At 47.9% G+C, this 17,770-nt stretch carries 20 protein-coding genes; 13 read left to right on the top strand and 7 right to left on the bottom strand.

Annotation, left to right across the window (positions count from 1 at the left end; all coding sequences use genetic code 11):
• Nucleotides 1-33: 33 nt before the first annotated feature.
• On the bottom strand, nt 34-213 hold the full coding sequence (locus V1467_RS10565; RefSeq protein ID WP_416304945.1) for a hypothetical protein: 180 nt from the start codon (nt 211-213) through the stop codon (nt 34-36).
• Nucleotides 214-305: 92 nt separating this feature from the next.
• On the opposite strand from V1467_RS10565, the gene V1467_RS10560 reads away from it, so the two are divergent.
• Both V1467_RS10560 and V1467_RS10555 read left to right on the top strand, forming a co-directional pair.
• Nucleotides 306-938 carry a DoxX family protein gene (locus V1467_RS10560; protein WP_416304944.1) on the top strand — a complete coding sequence of 211 codons (633 nt, stop codon included), beginning with the start codon at nt 306-308 and terminating at the stop codon, nt 936-938.
• Between the two features lie 75 nt (nt 939-1,013).
• Nucleotides 1,014-1,565, top strand: coding sequence for an NAD(P)H nitroreductase (locus V1467_RS10555; RefSeq protein ID WP_416304943.1), 552 nt, complete (start codon nt 1,014-1,016; stop codon nt 1,563-1,565).
• An 86-nt stretch (nt 1,566-1,651) separates the two neighbouring features.
• Here the strand turns inward: V1467_RS10555 and asnS are convergent, their stop codons facing one another.
• On the bottom strand, nt 1,652-3,049 hold the full coding sequence (gene asnS, locus V1467_RS10550; RefSeq protein WP_416304942.1) for an asparagine--tRNA ligase: 1,398 nt from the start codon (nt 3,047-3,049) through the stop codon (nt 1,652-1,654).
• An 80-nt stretch (nt 3,050-3,129) separates the two neighbouring features.
• On the opposite strand from asnS, the gene V1467_RS10545 reads away from it, so the two are divergent.
• Nucleotides 3,130-3,612 (top strand): hypothetical protein, encoded by a 483-nt coding sequence (locus V1467_RS10545; protein ID WP_416304941.1) that lies wholly within the window; start codon nt 3,130-3,132, stop codon nt 3,610-3,612.
• A 2-nt stretch (nt 3,613-3,614) separates the two neighbouring features.
• Here V1467_RS10545 and bioA read toward each other — a convergent pair whose 3' ends face one another.
• Nucleotides 3,615-4,877, bottom strand: a complete 1,263-nt coding sequence (bioA, locus tag V1467_RS10540) for an adenosylmethionine--8-amino-7-oxononanoate transaminase (protein WP_416304940.1) — start codon at nt 4,875-4,877, stop codon at nt 3,615-3,617.
• Nucleotides 4,878-5,006: 129 nt separating this feature from the next.
• On the opposite strand from bioA, the gene bioB reads away from it, so the two are divergent.
• Genes bioB through bioD form a run of 4 tightly spaced genes read left to right on the top strand, consistent with a single transcriptional unit; the run spans nt 5,007 to nt 8,732 of the window.
• Nucleotides 5,007-6,056 (top strand): biotin synthase BioB, encoded by a 1,050-nt coding sequence (gene bioB, locus V1467_RS10535; RefSeq protein ID WP_416304939.1) that lies wholly within the window; start codon nt 5,007-5,009, stop codon nt 6,054-6,056.
• A gap of 26 nt (nt 6,057-6,082) precedes the next feature.
• Nucleotides 6,083-7,246, top strand: a complete 1,164-nt coding sequence (bioF, locus tag V1467_RS10530; protein WP_416304938.1) for an 8-amino-7-oxononanoate synthase — start codon at nt 6,083-6,085, stop codon at nt 7,244-7,246.
• Nucleotides 7,236-8,033: a methyltransferase domain-containing protein gene (locus tag V1467_RS10525; RefSeq protein WP_416304937.1), complete on the top strand. Its 798-nt coding sequence runs from the start codon at nt 7,236-7,238 to the stop codon at nt 8,031-8,033. Before bioF ends, V1467_RS10525 begins: the two co-directional genes overlap by 11 nt.
• Nucleotides 8,034-8,060: 27 nt before the next feature.
• On the top strand, nt 8,061-8,732 hold the full coding sequence (gene bioD, locus V1467_RS10520) for a dethiobiotin synthase (protein WP_416304936.1): 672 nt from the start codon (nt 8,061-8,063) through the stop codon (nt 8,730-8,732).
• Nucleotides 8,733-8,768: 36 nt separating this feature from the next.
• Here the strand turns inward: bioD and pepE are convergent, their stop codons facing one another.
• Nucleotides 8,769-9,461: a dipeptidase PepE gene (gene pepE / locus V1467_RS10515; RefSeq protein ID WP_416304935.1), complete on the bottom strand. Its 693-nt coding sequence runs from the start codon at nt 9,459-9,461 to the stop codon at nt 8,769-8,771.
• 143 nt (nt 9,462-9,604) lie between these two features.
• On the opposite strand from pepE, the gene htpX reads away from it, so the two are divergent.
• Entirely contained in the window at nt 9,605-10,477 is an 873-nt protein-coding gene (gene htpX / locus V1467_RS10510) for a protease HtpX (RefSeq protein WP_416304934.1), read from the top strand.
• A 9-nt stretch (nt 10,478-10,486) separates the two neighbouring features.
• On the opposite strand, the gene V1467_RS10505 is transcribed toward htpX, so the two are convergent.
• On the bottom strand, nt 10,487-11,392 hold the full coding sequence (locus tag V1467_RS10505) for a DMT family transporter (protein WP_416304933.1): 906 nt from the start codon (nt 11,390-11,392) through the stop codon (nt 10,487-10,489).
• Between the two features lie 107 nt (nt 11,393-11,499).
• Here V1467_RS10505 and V1467_RS10500 point away from each other — a divergent pair, with 107 nt between their 5' ends.
• The 5 genes from V1467_RS10500 (at nt 11,500) to V1467_RS10480 (ending at nt 16,137) form a co-directional block, all read left to right on the top strand.
• Nucleotides 11,500-12,405 (top strand): LysR family transcriptional regulator, encoded by a 906-nt coding sequence (locus V1467_RS10500; protein WP_416304932.1) that lies wholly within the window; start codon nt 11,500-11,502, stop codon nt 12,403-12,405.
• 96 nt (nt 12,406-12,501) lie between these two features.
• On the top strand, nt 12,502-12,975 hold the full coding sequence (locus V1467_RS10495) for a low molecular weight protein-tyrosine-phosphatase (RefSeq protein ID WP_416304931.1): 474 nt from the start codon (nt 12,502-12,504) through the stop codon (nt 12,973-12,975).
• Nucleotides 12,972-13,955 (top strand): FecCD family ABC transporter permease, encoded by a 984-nt coding sequence (locus V1467_RS10490; protein WP_416304930.1) that lies wholly within the window; start codon nt 12,972-12,974, stop codon nt 13,953-13,955. Before V1467_RS10495 ends, V1467_RS10490 begins: the two co-directional genes overlap by 4 nt.
• On the top strand, nt 13,952-14,707 hold the full coding sequence (locus V1467_RS10485) for an ATP-binding cassette domain-containing protein (RefSeq protein ID WP_416304929.1): 756 nt from the start codon (nt 13,952-13,954) through the stop codon (nt 14,705-14,707). Before V1467_RS10490 ends, V1467_RS10485 begins: the two co-directional genes overlap by 4 nt.
• Before the next feature lie 89 nt (nt 14,708-14,796).
• On the top strand, nt 14,797-16,137 hold the full coding sequence (locus V1467_RS10480) for a class II 3-deoxy-7-phosphoheptulonate synthase (protein WP_416304928.1): 1,341 nt from the start codon (nt 14,797-14,799) through the stop codon (nt 16,135-16,137).
• Nucleotides 16,138-16,202: 65 nt separating this feature from the next.
• Here V1467_RS10480 and V1467_RS10475 read toward each other — a convergent pair whose 3' ends face one another.
• Nucleotides 16,203-16,886 (bottom strand): DUF2461 domain-containing protein, encoded by a 684-nt coding sequence (locus V1467_RS10475; protein ID WP_416304927.1) that lies wholly within the window; start codon nt 16,884-16,886, stop codon nt 16,203-16,205.
• A gap of 14 nt (nt 16,887-16,900) precedes the next feature.
• On the bottom strand, nt 16,901-17,713 hold the full coding sequence (locus V1467_RS10470) for a pyruvate, water dikinase regulatory protein (RefSeq protein WP_416304926.1): 813 nt from the start codon (nt 17,711-17,713) through the stop codon (nt 16,901-16,903).
• Between the last annotated feature and the right edge of the window lie 57 nt (nt 17,714-17,770).

The raw sequence follows: 17,770 nt of genomic DNA, 5'->3' as shown, positions 1-17,770 counted from the left end.
TATGATGTCTGTTACCACTATTGACGCTAAACGTTAGCGGCTTTTAGTCTTTTTGTCACTGTCGTTTAACCACTTCTGGATCAGTTGAGCTATCCGTTTATGATCCTCTTCTGCCAGGCAAGTCAGCAATCTTGCCATATCCGGTTTGGCCTTGACCTTAGGTTGTTGTCTGGCAAACAAGTTGTTAAGCGGTGATTTTTTTTGGTCTGACATTTAAGGCTACGCGAAAGTTTTTTTCCGATCATTCCATCTTATACCAAACGGACCAAAAATAACCTGCGTCATGCGTATAGCGAGGAATAATAATGAATAAACTTGTCGAACTCTATTTGCCACTGCACCAACTGTTAAACAAGACTCGGCTAATACAAGGCGTTGCGCCTTTGTTGCTGCGTATTTATCTGGCACCGGTGTTAATGCAGGCAGGCTGGAATAAAATGCAGCATTTTGACGATACAGTAGAGTGGTTTGGCAATACGCAATGGGGATTGGGGTTACCTTTGCCTGAGCTGTTAGCCAGTCTGGCTATTGGAACTGAGTTTTTTGGGGCGATTTTGTTGTTAATTGGACTGGCAACACGCTGGATATCTATTCCGCTAATGGTAACTATGCTGGTAGCGGCGTTTACCGTGCATTGGCAAAATGGTTGGCTGGCGATTGCTGATGCATCGAGCTGGTTAGCTGACGGTACCCTGATAGCAAATGAAACGGTTATGGCTGCACCCCGTAAACTGGAGTTCGCGCGACAGATATTACAGCAACATGGCAATTATGACTGGTTGACGAGCAGTGGCAGCTTTGTGATTTTAAATAACGGCATAGAGTTTGCCGCGACGTATTTCATTATGTTGTTGACTCTGTTTTTTATTGGCGGGGGGAAATTCACCAGTATTGATTACTGGTTAGCCAAGCGTTTTATTCCAGAGGTTAAAAAATAAAAATTTCTGTTGTAAATAGGTCAAGGTTTTCCTAACGTTAGCAGCAGGCAACCGGGCAATTTTTTAGGGCAAACTATGCAAGCACTGGAACTGTTACTAAACCGTTCGTCTCAACCTCGTTTACAGGAGCCGGCACCTCAGGGAGAGGCGTTGGAAAATATTATGCAGGCCGGATTAAGAGCGCCGGATCATGCAGGGCTAACACCCTGGAAATTTATTGTTTGTCAGGCTAGTGGCTTACGTAAGCTCGGTGATATTTTTGAATTGGCCGCGATTGCCAATGATATGTCTGACAAGGATATTGAAAAGGCGCCGGATTTGCCTTTGCGTGCACCAATGGTCATTGTGGCTATCAGTAAGTTTGTCGAGCACGCCAAGGTGCCTTGGGTGGAGCAGGTTGCGTCGACTTCCTGTGCCATTCATGCCATGCAAATGGCTGCGGTTGCCCAAGGTTTTGCCGGCGTATGGCGCACCGGGGCTTATGCGCGGTTTGATGAAGTCAAAAGCGCGCTGAATCTTATTGAAGAAGATGAAATAGTCGGCTTTTTATACCTGGGGACACCGATGAGTCCGCCAACTTCGCGCCCGGCTAAAGACAGCAGCCAATATTTTGAAATTTGGGAATAATGCTGGCTGACAATGAATAAAGGTATACCCTTATTGACATAAAAAAAGCACCGTTAAAGGTGCTTTTTGTGTTTTATCGACTTCGTTTAGTAGTTGGCATTGCCGGGGGATCTTGGGAAGGCAATCACATCTCGCACGTTTTGCATTCCGGTCACATAAGCGACCAGTCGTTCAAAACCTAGACCAAAACCGGAGTGAGGTACGGTGCCATAACGGCGTAAGTCGCGATACCAGCTGTAATCAGCGGCATCCAGACCCATTTCTTCAATCCGCTGATCAAGAATATCCAGTCGCTCTTCACGCTGGGAACCACCGATAATCTCGCCAATACCCGGTGCTAATACATCCATAGCCGCCACGGTTTTGCCATCTTCGTTCTGGCGCATATAGAAGGATTTAATATCCTTGGGATAGTTCTGCATAATAATCGGCGCGCCCACATGTTCCTCGGCCAGATAACGTTCATGCTCGGAAGACAGATCGATACCCCATTCCACCGGGAACTCGAAGGTTTTACCGCAGTTTTGCAGAATCTCGATGGCGTCGGTGTAGTCCATCCGCACAAAGTCTTCCGCAATCACGTGCTCAAGGCGGGTGATCACATCTTTGTTGATACGTTCGGCGAAAAAGGCCATATCGTCGGCCCGCTCTGCCAATACCGCCTTAAATACATATTTCAGCAGTTGTTCGGCAAGTACCGCCATATCGTTGAGATCGGCAAAGGCGACTTCAGGCTCGATCATCCAGAATTCAGCCAAATGACGACTGGTATTGGAATTTTCAGCGCGGAAAGTCGGGCCAAAGGTATACACCTTGGACATGGCGCAGCAAAGGGTTTCCAGGTTGAGCTGTCCCGATACTGTTAAAAAAGCTTCTTTGCCGAAAAAGTCTTGGCTGTAATCCACTTCGCCTTTATCTGTCATCGGCAAGTTGACCATATCCAGTGTGGATACGCGGAACATTTCACCGGCTCCCTCACAATCACTGGCGGTAATAATCGGCGTACTGATCCAATAGTAACCCTGCTCGTGGAAAAAACGATGAATAGCCTGAGACAAACAGTTTCGAATGCGGGTCACCGCCCCAATCACGTTGGTACGGGCACGTAAATGAGCATGCTCACGCAAGTACTCTATCGAATGTCGTTTTGCTGCCATCGGATAGGTATCCGGGTTTTCGACCCAACCGACAATCTCGACTTGCTGCGCGTCGATTTCCCAGGCCTGGCCCTGACCTTCGGAAGCTTTAACTTTACCGCTGACAGAAACTGAACAGCCCGCAGTCAGTTTTTTAATATCTTCGTAATTATTTAATGTATTTAAAGCAATGACTTGCACCGGATCAAAACAGCTACCGTCGTGAACGGCTAAAAAGGACAGGCCGGCTTTGGAATCGCGTCGGGTTCTGATCCAACCTTTTACTACTACGTCAGTACCTGCGGCATGTTTGCCAGCCAGGACATCAGTAATCGGGGAGTGCGTCATGTGTATCTCCATAGCAAAATCAGTTGCAAGGCTGATTTATCATTTTTTAATGGTTTTGAGTCGATTATTGGATATTTGGGATGAAAAGTGTGTTTTTCAATGCCAAGATAGGACTCTCTTATTCAATCCGCCAATGTTACTTGGCTGGTGGACAGACTCAAGTAAAAATAATGGCTAATGACAATAAAAGTTATTTCAGTGATCAGCGTCATAAAGGCAAGGATCTGCTTTATCGTTTAATGGTGTTAACCGATGTGCTGGCCTGGGCTTTGTTTGTCGCAGCGATGGCAGTGTTTCATTTTGCTCGTCCTGAAATGGAAACCGGTTTTAACCGTTTTCTGGACGTCAATGTCCGAGAGGGCTGGAATCATTCGTTAATTGGCTGGTTGGTGTGGCTACTGGTGTTTTGTGTGGGAATGTCGTTGCTGATGATTGTTATCCGCAGTCGTCGTGCCAGACGCAAAACTGACGCATTATGGGTTAATATTTTTTTCCTGATCATTGCCGCCAGCGCATCACTCGCTTATCTGCTGCTTTATGTTGATATGGATATACCGGTTTAGACTTATTTTAAAGCGTTATAGATGGCGTCCGTTAAGCAGGTCAACTGGTCCGGCTCGATAATATAAGGTGGCATAATATACACCAGTTTACCGAAGGGGCGGATCCAGACACCTGCTTCAACAAATTTTCGTTGAATAACCGCCATATTGACGGGTTGTCTGGTTTCTACCACACCAATGGCACCCAATACGCGCACGTCGGCAACTGCGGCTAATTCTGTGCATCGGGCTAATTGGTGTTTAAGCTGATGCTCAATATTGTTTACCTGAGTTTGCCATTCTCCCGTTGCCAGTATCCCCAGACTGGCATTGGCAACCGCACAGGCTAATGGATTGCCCATAAAGGTCGGGCCATGCATAAACACCCCCGGCTGGCCTTCACTCACTCCGGCGGCAACATCTTCGGTACACAAAGTGGCGGCCAGTGTCATATATCCACCGGTTAACCCTTTACCCAAACACAGGATATCCGGGCTGATATCCGCATGCTGGCACGCGAAATATTGGCCAGTTCGGCCAAAGCCGGTGGCGATCTCGTCGCAAATCAGCAGTAAATCGTATTGATCACAGAGTTGGCGACAGCGCTGCAAATACATGGGGTGATAGAAGCGCATACCACCGGCACCTTGCACTACCGGTTCCAGAATCAATGCTGCCAGTTCATGGTGATGGCGCTCCACCAGTTCCTGCATGGGGATAAAGTCATCTTCATTCCAATGCTGATCAAAACGGGTTTGCGGGGCAGGAGCGAATATTTGCTGGGGTAGCACCTTGTTAAACAGGCTGTGCATACCATTAACCGGATCACACACCGACATCGCCGCAAACGTATCGCCGTGATAGCCGTTGCGCGGCGTAATAAAACGATATTTATCGTTATTGCCCTGACAGGCCCAATATTGCACGGCCATTTTCATCGCTACTTCCACCGCCACCGAACCGGAATCGGCCAGAAAAACGCGCTCTAGTCCTTGTGGTGCAACCTCAAGTAGTGAGCGACACAAATCAATCGCGGGTTGGTGGGTTAAGCCACCAAACATCACATGGGACATGTTATCTATTTGATCCTTGGCCGCCTGGTTGAGTAGCGGATGGTTGTAACCATGGATGGTTGACCACCAGGATGACATGCCATCGATCAGCTGTTTGCCATCCTGCATGTGCAAATAGACGCCGCTGGCTGACGTAACGCCATAACATGGCAATGGCTGCGTAGCGGATGTGTAGGGATGCCAGATGTGTTGCTGATCGAAAGAGAGATCCATATTTGCCTATATTCAGAATGTCAGGTGTACGTATTTGGAACAGCTGTTAACCTTTTATTGTTGATTAGGTTGACAAGTTTAGCGCGGGCAATAGACTAAGCCAGCATTCATCTCTTGTAAAGGAACACTATGACTGGCTCAGCAGATATTCGTAATGACTGGACGGTGGCTGAGGTAAATTCATTATTTGCCTTGCCTTTTAACGATCTACTGTTTAAAGCGCAAGGTATTCACCGTGCCAACTTTGACCCTAATGAAGTGCAAGTCAGTACCTTGCTGTCGATAAAAACCGGTGCCTGTCCGGAAGATTGCAAATATTGCCCACAGAGCGCCCATTACACTACCGATGTAGAAAAAGAGCGCCTGCTGGAAGTGGAAAAAGTGTTGGCAGAAGCACAAAAAGCCAAAGACTTGGGATCAACCCGCTTTTGTATGGGCGCGGCATGGCGTAATCCCAAAGATCGCGATATGCCTTATATTGTTGAAATGGTCAAAGGCGTAAAAGCATTGGGGCTGGAATCCTGTATGACGCTGGGTATGTTGAGCCGCGAACAGGCGGCCATGCTTAAAGAGTCCGGTCTGGATTATTACAATCATAATCTGGATACGTCGCCGGAATTTTATGGCGAGATTATTACCACTCGTACTTATGCTGATCGGTTAAATACGCTGCAGCATGTACGTGATTCAGGTATGAAGATATGCTCCGGCGGTATTGTCGGATTAGGTGAAACCGCCAATGATCGTTCGGCGTTACTAGTCCAATTGGCCAATTTACCCCAACAGCCAGAAAGTGTGCCGATTAATATGCTGGTCAAAGTAGAAGGCACGCCACTGCAAGATGAAGTGGATCTGGATCCGTTCGAGTTTATCCGTACTATTGCTGTGGCTCGTATTATGATGCCCAAATCTCATGTGCGCCTGTCTGCCGGTCGGGAAGAAATGAGTGAACAAACTCAGTCGTTGTGTTTTTTTGCCGGTGCGAATTCGATTTTCTATGGCAGTAAGTTGTTAACCACTGCCAACCCTGAAGCGGACTCGGATCAGATCCTGTTCCAGAAATTGGGAATCCGGCCGGAAGCCAGACAGGGGTATTCCGATGAAGTACATCAGGCAGCACTTTCTGACGCCATTGTAGAGCAACAACAACCGCAGCTTTTTTACGATGCAGCTCACTAGTTGCAACGCATAGAATAGAGAACCACATGGCCTTTGATTTTATCGTTACGTCATTACAGCAGCGGCGTAGCGATTCGTTGTATCGTCAACGCCAATCCATAACTGCGCTAAGCGCTACCGGCATTACGGTTGAAGGGCGGCCCTATATTAATTTTGCCAGCAATGATTATCTCGGCCTGGCTCAATCTGACCAGCTCAAACAAGCCTGGCAAGATGCGACTGAGCTTTGGGGCGTCGGCAGCGGCGCTTCGCCATTAGTGACTGGCTATAGTGCTGCCCATCAGGCATTGGAGTGTCGGTTAGCAGAGTACCTGCAACGCGAAGCGGTATTACTGTTTAATTCAGGATTTGCTGCCAATCAGGCCATTTGCCAAGGGTTAATGGCTCAGGGTGGATACATTATTGCCGACAAGCTCAGCCATGCTTCTATTATCGACGGCGCTCTGGCCAGCAACGGCAAGTTACAGCGCTTTGCCCACAATGATGTTAGCCATCTGCAACGTCTGATGAACAAATCCGCCGATAATAAGCTGGTTGTAACAGAAGGAGTATTTAGCATGGATGGCGATGTTTCTCCTTTAAAGCAGGTCAGTCAATGCTGTGCTGATCACAATGCCTGGTTAATGGTGGATGATGCGCATGGATTTGGCGTGCTGGGTGAGCAGGGGATGGGGAGCGCGGAATTACAGCAATTACCGCAAAATCAATTGCCGGTGTTGATGGCGACTTTCGGTAAAGCCGTGGGTACCGCAGGCGCTTTTGTGGCTGGCAGTCAGGAGTTGGTTGATTACCTGGTCAATTCTGCCCGTCATTATATTTACAGCACCCATATGCCGGCAGCGCAGGCGGTGGCGACGCTGGCAAGTATTGAACTAATCCGCAGCCAATCCTGGCGTCGTGACAAACTGCGTAGCAATATTGAGTATTTCAAAACCAGAGCCAACCAGCTCGGGATTGCACTGATGCCGTCAGATACCGCTATACAACCGGTAATGGTCGGTGATCCGGACCGAGCATTACAAACCAGTCGAGCATTAAAACAGGCTGGATTTTGGGTGACAGCCATTCGTTACCCCACAGTGCCGCAAGGAACGGAGCGATTGCGCATTACTTTATCGGCACAACATGAAGTGCCGGCACTGGACGAATTATTGATTGTTTTGGCCAAGGTCGTGCAACATGGAGACTAGCTTGCAGTCACCGGCGATTAATCTCAAGCAGCGTATTGCCCGTCAGTTTGGTCGGGCTGCGGCGGATTATGATCATTGTGCCGATGTGCAGTGGCACATTGCCCAGGATGCGCTGCAATTGTTGCCAGCAAGTGATGGCATGGTATTGGATATAGGTGCAGGCACAGGCAAAGTTACCCGCGCTATGCTGCCGTTGCATGCTAAAGTCATTGGACTGGATCTGGCCGAGGGAATGTTAAAATATGCGCAGCAACAAGCCCGCGAAAGTAACGCCCATTCGCTAAGCTGGGTGGCTGGCGACGGAGAAAAACTGCCGTTTCTTGATAACAGTTTTGAGGCCCTTTTCTCATCCATGGCATTGCAATGGTGTGGTTTAGGGGTGTTCAGCGAATGTTATCGGGTGATGAAACCAGCGGCAAGAGGCGTGGTGGCGATAATGTCGCAAGGCTCTTTCCAGCAATGGCAGCAATGCTGGCAACAAATAGACAGTCGGCAACATATAAATCAGTTTCCATCCCATGTATCATTGCAACAGGCAGCAGAGCGAGCCGGTTTTGCGGTTAAAGCAAGTCAGCGCGAGTATATGACTTACCATCCTGACGTGCGGCAACTGTTGGGGTCAATCAAGTCCATCGGCGCTAATGTTGTCACCGAAACGGCCAATGCGGTGCCATTGACCCGTCGCTCTTTGGCTGAGCTGAATAGACAATATGAACAATACCGCAATGAGCAAGGCTTATTACCTCTTGGATACCGTATTAGTTTTCTTCAACTGCACAAGCGTTAATCACACTTTTATAAATCTGGATTGATAGTGAAAAAAATATTTATTACCGCGACTGATACAGAAGCGGGCAAAACCTTTATGACAGAAGCCATTATGAAGGAGCTGACTGACAGACGTTATCAAGTATTGGGCTTTAAACCTGTTGCAGCCGGTTGTGAAGAAACTGCAGATGGATTACGCAATGCCGATGCGCTTGCCTTGCAAGCTCGTTGTAGTAAAACTCTGGATTACCAACAAATCAATCCGGTGGCATTTAAGGAGCCTGTGGCACCCCATCTGGCGGCTAAAAAGGCCGCGCAGCAGATTGATTTAACTCAACTCAATCAGGCATTTGATGTGCTGCAACAATATCAGCCGGACTTTATCCTCACCGAAGGCGCCGGTGGTTGGCGTTTGCCGCTTAGCGACACGCTGTTTTTATCCGATTTGGCTATTCAGCAGCAGATGTCGGTAGTGTTGGTGGTGCCGGTACGTCTTGGGTGTTTAAATCATGCTCGTTTAACGGCAGAAGCCATTGCCCATGACGGGCTGATCATATCCGGCTGGATTGCCAATATCCCGGATAGCAACATGGCCTATCTGCAAGACAACCTCGAAGCTCTGCAAACCCTGATTGACGCACCGTTGATCGGTAAAGTGCCACAAGTGAACAACGCGGATATGGCAGCGCCTTATCTGGATGTCACCCCGCTGTTGTAGAGTGACTTTTACAACAACTGCTGCAGCAACGAATAATTACAGATAGTCGGAAAGATCCTGGTGCGGTTCAATATTCATTTGGTCGCCTGCAACAAATACCAGTCCTTTTTTGTCACCCAGCAGTGTTAGCCGGTTTCCCTGTCTTTTTAATGCGCTGCCTTCGCGTATAGCCAGGACAGGCATGGTTGGATTGAGTACCATAAATTCTGCCAGTCGCTGGGCCCGGGTTTCACCGTTGTGTCCAGGCGGCTGATAGTCGGTGTAATGGGGATTTATCTGGAAAGGCACCAACTGCAATGCGTCAAATGAGGGTGGTTCAATAATCGGCATATCATTAGTGGTACGGATACTGTTGCCGGCAATATTGGAACCTGCGCTCCAGCCAACGTAGGGCGTGCCTGCGGAAACCTTTCTGTGGATACCGTTAAGCAGATCCTGTTTATATAGCTGGTAGAGTAAATTGAAGGTATTGCCACCGCCTACCACAATGGCCTGGGCATTTTCCAGCGCTTGACGGGCATTGGTTGTTTGGTGGATACCGGTCACATTAAATTGTGGCAAAGCCTGTTGAACCATTTTCGTATAACTATCCCAGTCAACAGTAACACCAGCGAAAGGAATAAACAGTAATTCAGATACATCTTGCAAATGTTCGTTGAGCATAGCTTGCGCATGTTCAAGGTAAGCGCCTTGCTCCTGTCTGGAACTACTTAATAGCAACAAATTCATTGTGATTCCTGATCCACATTAGTTTTTGGTCTCTATTATACCATTGGCGATGAAATATTTGCTGACACTTTAGTCTCTTGAATAATGAAATCTTAAGCACTACATATTGATACGTAGTTAAAGCCTGTTTCCATGAGGAATGTATGAAGCGTGTGTTGTTGTTTTTAGCGACAAATCTGGCCGTTGTGCTGGTGTTGTCTGTGGTAATGAATATCGTTTTTGCGGCCATGGATATTAATCCCGAGGGAATGGGCGGATTACTGGTATTTGCCAGTATTTTCGGTTTTGGTGGGGCCTTTATTTCCTTACTAATGTCTAAATGGTTGGCTAAGCGGGCAGTGTCCGCCAAGGTAATCAGCCAACCTGTGGGTGAAACGGAACGCTGGCTGGTGTCAACCGTACAGCGGTTGGCTAAACAAGCGAATATTGGTATGCCAGAAGTGGCAATGTATCGTTCCGTAGATATGAACGCCTTTGCTACCGGAGCTAATCGCAACAACGCGTTGGTCGCGGTATCGACAGGGTTGTTGGAAAGCATGGACAAGGATGAAGTGGAAGCGGTGCTGGCGCATGAAATCAGCCATATCGCTAACGGCGACATGGTCACCATGACCCTGTTACAGGGGGTGGTGAATACCTTTGTCATTTTTATGGCCAGGGTGATTGCTCACCTGATTGATAATGCTTTACGGGGAAATAACCGACAATCCGGCGGCTTGGGAATGTTTTCTTATATGGCGGTGGTGTTTGTGCTGGAAATGGTATTCGGTTTACTGGCCAGTATTATCGTTATGGCCTTTAGTCGTCATCGAGAGTTTCGCGCTGATGCCGGATCTGCCAGGTTAGTGGGCCGCAATAAAATGATCGCGGCACTACAGCGACTGAAACTGAGTCAGGAATCGCATCTGGATGGCAGCTTAATGGCGTTTGGCATCAGGGGCAAACGCAGTTTCAGCGAGCTATTTTTAAGTCATCCACCGTTGCAGAAACGTATTGATGCGTTACGTCAAAGCTAATAGGTAAAGCTAGCCGGGGCAAACTTGTTTGGCCCGGCGTGGCCGCCATCCGCTGAAAACCAGCATGCCGGATAACACCAATAACAGTCCCATTATTTGCATCTTATCTGGTACCACGCCCAGCGTGACACTGATCAGCAGGGTAAAAACCGGTACCAGATTAAAGGCGATTGCCGAGCGATCCGGCCCTAAAACCTGAATTCCCCTTAGCCAGAAAATATACGCCAAGACCGAACCACACAAGGCCATATAGAACAGAATGCTGTGAGTCTGCAGCGACAGTTGTTGTATGCTGCTATAGGGCGTGTCAGTGATAAAGGCGACCACAATCAGCGCCACTGCGCCGATAGATACGGTCCAGCGGGCAAATTGCAACGAAGGTATGTGTGATGCATAACGTTTGGAACCGACACTGTATAAACTCCAGGCCAAACAGGCGACCAGCATCCACAGATCACCTATGGCCACATGCAGCAAAGCAAAATTGCCGCCGGTGATCACCAGACTCACACCTACAAACGCGATGAGCATGCCAAGTAATTGGTATCGCATCATCCGTGCATTGAGTAGCCATACCGCCAGCAGCATTGAAACCATCGGTGATAGCGCCATAATCAACGCCGCATTAAGTGCCTGCGTGGTATGCAAAGCGGTAAAAAATGCGAAGTTGAATCCAAACACACCAATAATGCCAAGTGGCACCAATATCCACGCGTCACGCCATTGCAAAGATGATTCTGATTGACCTTTGATTAACCTGAACAGCAAAAATATCAACATGGCTATAAAGAATCGCTCGGCTGCGGCGGTCAGCGGTGTGACTGAATCCGCTATAGCCTGACCGGCATTGAAATTACTGCCCCAAAAAAAGGTACTGAGGATGACCAGCGGCCATATGTAAGCAGATTTGTTCATGTTGTCTGATAACCCTTGTGATGACGATGACAAATTTCGATATTGGAGAATATATTGATTTCGATTATGCTTTTAAATAGCTAAAAATGGAGTGATTAATTTCAAATATGAAATCAAAATTTTCGCTGGATGATATGCACCTGTTTCAACTGGTGGTGCAATACAAGGGGATTAATGCTACTGCGAGCGCAACCGGAATGGCTCCGGCGACGCTGAGCCGCCGCTTAAAATCGTTGGAAATGGCTCTGGGGGGGCGTTTGCTCGAGCGCAGTGCGCACCATTTTTCACTGACTGAAATGGGCAAGAATTATTATACCCAGTGCAGCCCGTTATTGAATGACCTGCATTCAATTGCTGAAACACTGGAAACTAACCAACATAAATTATGCGGGCGCTTGAAAATAACCGCGCCGATTAGCCTGAGTCAACGCTGGTTAAGCGGCTGCTTTTTCGATTTTGCCAAACGTTATCCACAGATCCATCTGGAACTGGTGCTATCCAATCATTATGAAAATCTGGTTGAGCAGCAGTTTGATGCGGCTTTTCGGGTTGGCGAACCTCAGGAACCCAACTGGATAGCCAGACATGTGTGGACCACTCACATGGGGTTATGTGCTTCAAAATCGTATTTGCAACAGGTGGGAGATATTCTTCATCCGCATGATTTGACTGATAAAAAGCTGATTGTGGCTGAACCTGTCACCGTCTGGGATCTTAAACATCGGCATAGCGGCGAAGTGGTGGGACTAAATCCGCAAAGCCGTTTCCGTACCAATGATTTTCATTTGGCTATTGATGCTATCGCAGCGCAGTTAGGTATTGGACTGGTGCCTAATTACTATTTTCGCGCAACCCAGGATGATACAGCGGAACTGCAAGCCGTTCTGCCTGACTGGATGGGACAACAGCGCCCGGTTTATCTTTTATATCGTGACCGGGAAACGGTATCGGCACGTTTAAGGGTTTTTATTGATTTTGTGATCGAATGGACTCAAACCTACCAAATTATCTAAACCCTTTTATGACACAACATTTACTTTTAAAGCCATCCACGGCTGGGTAGTATAGGCGGTCTGTTCAAACTTTTTTTGATCTGGTAAAACAATATTATGCGTCATTACCCTGCCATCCTGTTTGTCTGTTTAGGCAATATCTGTCGATCACCCTCTGCTCATGCGGTATTCCGCCACAAGGCCAAAGCTGAAGGACTTAGCATCACCACAGATTGTGCAGGTACACAAGGCTTCCATAAAAATGCCAAACCGGATGAAAGAGCCGTTTCAGCCGGTATGACAAGGGGTTACAATTTCGACGGTTTGTTTGCCCGACGGGTTGTGGCAGAAGATTTTGAAAAATTTGATCTGATCCTGGCGATGGATCATGCCAACTTTGCCGAACTCACCGACGCCTGTCCCGAGATATATCGACATAAAATCAAAATGTTTTTGTCCTTTAGCGACTGTGACGAAGAAGCCGTACCCGATCCTTATTATGGCGGCGCCAAGGGATTTGAGTACGTGCTGGATTTAATTGAAGACGCTGCCGACGGGTTGCTGGAGCATATCAAAGCAGAATCCCGGTGATAAATTCCAGTCGTCGCAGCCAGAATCTGTGGCTGGTGTGTCTCGCCCTAGCATTGCTAGTTTGCAGTCTGATTGTGTTATTTAGCGGTCTGTCTTCGCCCTTTGATTCCGTCGTTGACCAGCAAATCATGCTCCATATTCGTTTGCCGATGATGCTGACGGCGATGTCGGTAGGGGCGGCATTATCGGTTAGCTCGGCATTATTGCAGGTATTATTACGTAACCCGCTGGCGGATCCGGGCATTATCGGCATCAGCAGTGGCGCCAGCTTGTTTGCCGCTATTTATCTGCTGGCCGGTGGCGTATGGGGCTGGACCGGGATGCAGTATGGATTGCCGCTATTTTGTTTTATTGGTGCATTACTCTCGACGCTATTGATCTATATGCTGGCACGACGTATGGCCAGTTTAAATGGCAGCTCGGTGATTTTAGCCGGTATTGGTGTCTCGACTATTGCGGGGGCCATTATTGCCTGGCTATATTTTTTTTCTGATGCCCAGGCATTGCGCAATTTGACCTTCTGGTTAATGGGCAGCCTGATGCAAACTGATCTGCGACTGATCAGTGTGAGCGCCCCGTTGGTACTATTGTTGGTGATTGACAGTTTTGTCCAGAGCAAACGCTTGAACTGGCTGTATTTTGGTCATGTCAGTGCCCGCCTGGCCGGGTTGGATGTTAGTCGTTTTAATCGCCGTATATTGCTTAGCAGTGCTTTGTTGGTGGGCATTGCAGTATCTCTGGCTGGCTCCATCGCATTTGTCGGCTTGCTGGTTCCGCATTTATTGCGCAATTTCTGCGGACACGATAACCGTTTTATTATTCCAGCTTCGGCATTAGGTGGTGCCTTGTTATTGATGCTAGTGGTGATCCTGTCAAAAAGTTTTGGCGGTATCGCGGTGCCGGTCAGTATGTTAACTGCGACCTTGGGCGGTCCGGTTTTTCTGTATTCGATGAGCCGCATTGGCAGGCAGGCAAGATGAGTGGGTTAAGTATTCAACAGGTCAGTCTGGACAAACGACTCACTGGTATCAGTTTGCAAGTTCAACCGGCAGAGTTGCTCCATCTTATTGGCCCTAACGGCGCCGGTAAATCGTCATTGTTGCAGGTGTTGGCAGGCTTGTTACCCGTATCTTCAGGGCAGATCCGCTATGCCGGACGTAATTGGGCTGACTTTAGTCTGGCAGAGTTGGCCAATTTTAGAACCTTGCAGGAGCAAAGCGAATATCCCGCTTTTGCGGTAAAGGTGCGTGAAGCGTTGCAGTTTTTTATACCGGATCTGGCGACCATTCCCGAGCCTTTGGATAACGCGCTGGAAATCGCCCCGTTTCTGGACAAATCGATGCAGCAACTCTCTGGTGGCGAATTGCGCCGGGTACAGATTAGCCGCGCGTTACTGCAAGTCTGGCCAGCCATATTGGCCGGTGAAGGATTGATATTGCTGGATGAACCTTTGCAAGGACTGGATCTTCGCCACCAGTCGCTACTGATGCAATTGCTGGCTGATATTGCAGATAAAGGCAACAAGGTGGTGATCAGCAACCATGATCTCAATCTTTGTTACCGCTATGCAGACAAGGTCGGCTTGCTAAAAAGTGGCCAATTGCAGGAGTTCGGTCAAACTTCAGCAGTGATGCAGCCTGAAGCGCTTTCAAATGCCTTTGGCTGTCTTATTGCGATTCATACTACGTTAGAAGGTAAAAAGATTTTTCAAACAGTTGAAAAAGACCGCTAACCTCCGTATCTTTCTGGCTCCCGAATATTGCCCTATGAATAAACAGGGCTACTCTTTTGTGCAAACACTAACAGACTAAAGGAACAATAGTGAGTCAATGGCAACCTGATAGTTGGCGTCAAAAGCCAATATTACAACAACCCCAATATGACGATGTGCAACAACTGCAAGAAGTTGAGCAACGTCTGCATAGTTATCCTCCCGTTGTATTTGCCGCTGAAGCTCGCCAGTTGTTTAGTCAGTTAGCCGATGTGTCCCAAGGCAAGGGGTTTTTACTGCAAGGTGGTGATTGCGCTGAATCCTTTGATGAATTTAACGCACCCAAAATTCGCGATACCTTCAAGGTTATTCTGCAAATGGCGGTGGTGTTGACTTACGCGGGCAAATGTCCGGTCACCAAAGTGGCTCGTATGGCCGGCCAATATGCTAAACCGCGCTCCGGTGATTTTGAAACCATTGATGGTGTTTCTCTACCCAGCTACCGTGGCGATATTATTAACAGTTTTGAGTTTACCGAGGCCGCACGCCGTCCAGATCCGCAGCGTATGGTGGAAGCCTATCACCGCGCGTCTTCAACATTAAACCTGTTACGCGCTTTTGCGCAGGGCGGTTTGGCGGATTTGCATGAGGTAAATCGATGGAATATGGCGTTTGTGGAAAACAATCCGCTCAAAGAACGCTACCAGACCATGGCCAACAATCTGCATGATGCGCTGGAGTTTATGTCGGTGGTCGGCATCAATTCTGATACGCACAAGGCAATTCGCGAGACCACGCTGTTTACCTCCCATGAAGCTTTGCTGCTCAATTACGAACAGGCCTTGACCCGTCGCGATACCATGACTGGTGACTGGTACAACTGTTCTGCGCATATGTTGTGGATTGGCGAGCGTACCCGGCAACTGGATCATGCTCATGTGGAATTTTTCCGCGGTATCAATAATCCAATCGGGGTTAAAGTCGGCCCAACCATGCAGGAAGATGAGCTGATTGAGCTGATTGATGCGCTCAATCCGGATAACAAAGCCGGTCGTTTGACTTTGATCACGCGTATGGGCGCTGATAACCTGGCTGAAAACTTGCCACGTTTGCTACAGCGGGTAAAACAGGAAGGCCGCCACGTGGTGTGGAGTTCTGATCCGATGCATGGCAATACCATCAAGGCTTCCAGCGGTTATAAAACCCGTAATTTTGATGATATCTTGCGTGAAATTCAGCAGTTCTTCCAGGTTCATCGCGCTGAAGGTACTCATGCGGGTGGTATCCATCTGGAAATGACCGGCCAGCACGTCACCGAATGTACCGGCGGCGCGTATAAAATCAGTGATGCCGATTTGGCCGAATGTTACCAAACCCAGTGTGATCCGCGTTTAAACGCCGATCAGGTGCTGGAACTGGCCTTTTTAGTGGCTGATCATCTTAAATCGTAACTATCTGATTTATATTATAAAAATGGCCTCGTTTGAGGCCATTTTTTTATTCGCTATATTACAGGTTAAAAGCGTAGTCCCAATGCTTCGCATAAAAACCGTTGCAAGGGCTGGGCACGACCAAAAATACGCGCTACCTGTTCGGCCAAATCGTCCTGATATAACAGGGATTCGTCTATAGGCGTCAGGGCAATAAAATCCTTGCGTTTCAGTTCGTCAATCAGCGGGTGGTCACTATCAAAACCTCGGGGAGGGCGGGATAACGAACTGCCACTCATTTGATATATCTCGGTAAAAGGCGGATGCTCGATGGCATCCTGATAAGGGCCGGGTTTAGCGACGATATGATCCCGGTAAGCTTTAAGCTCGTCCGAGGCAGGATGCCAGGAACCCACACCCAAAAAGACATTACCCGGTTCAATATGCATATAAAACCCGGGGGCATGCACATCTTTACCCACTTCATGGCGAAACTGGATCCCCACATTGGTCTTGTACGGAGATTTGTCGTTAGAAAAGCGCACGTCCCGGTATACACGCATCAGCGAGCCGCCCATTTTCTTGGCATTGGCTTCGTAATGTGGCGAGATCATCTTGATCCAGTTGTCCATTTCCTGAATAAAATTTAGCGCAGGGGTGCGCACCAGCGCTTCGTAATCCTGTTTATGCTCATGAAACCAGCCTTTGTCGTTGTTATTACGTAGTGCTTGTAAAAAATGCATTAACTCTGGTGTGAAATGTTGTGGCATAAGGTCCTCAGGTTCTAGTATTTGCGGCGTTCCAGTCCGGTAATGGCTAATATTTTGGCCGAGATCTCTTCAATAGAAAACGACGTACTGTTCAAAAAAGGGATTTTTTCCCGTCGATACAGGTTTTCCACTTCCCTTAACTCCATCATACATTGCTGTAATGAAGCATAACGGCTGTTAGCCCGGCGCTCAGAGCGAATTTGATGCAAGCGCTGCGGGGCAATGGTTAAACCAAAAAGCTTGTGTTTATGGGCTCGCAGTGCCGCGGGCAGTTTTAACACATCTTGCATATCATCTTCGGTAAAAGGGTAGTTGGCGGCTTTAATGCCATATTGCAAGGCCAGATACAAACTGGTGGGAGTTTTACCGGAGCGCGATACGCCGGTCAGAATGATATCTGCTGCGCCATAGTCTTTAAGATTGGAGCCATCATCATTGGCCAGCGCAAAGTTCACCGCATCAATACGGATATCGTAGGTTTTTTCATGGATACTGTGTGTACGGTGTTTTTCCGGCTTGGCCTGGATGCCCAGGGCTTTTTCTAGTGGTGGCACAAACTGATTAAGGAAGTTGTAATTGATCCCGTCCGAGCTGGAGATGATATCCCGCACTTCCTGATTCACTATGGTATGAAATACCAGCGGACGCTGTCCGGTATCTTGAAAACTTTCAGAAATTTTCTTGTTAACTTCTAACGCTTGTTCGGCGGTTTCGATAAATGGAATAGTGTAATGTTTGAACTCGACAGGGAATAAAGACAGCAATGCGTGGCCGAATACCTCTGAGGTAATTGCGGTTCCGTCAGAGATATAAAAAGATGAGCGCATAACAATTCCTTAACAATGTTGTAATTTTATTACGAAAATAAATAAAAGTTTACTTTC

The organism is Neptunicella plasticusilytica, assembly GCF_047922965.1.
Classification (GTDB): Bacteria; Pseudomonadota; Gammaproteobacteria; order Enterobacterales; family Alteromonadaceae; genus Neptunicella; species Neptunicella plasticusilytica.
This window is presented reverse-complemented; position numbering and strand designations above follow the sequence as displayed.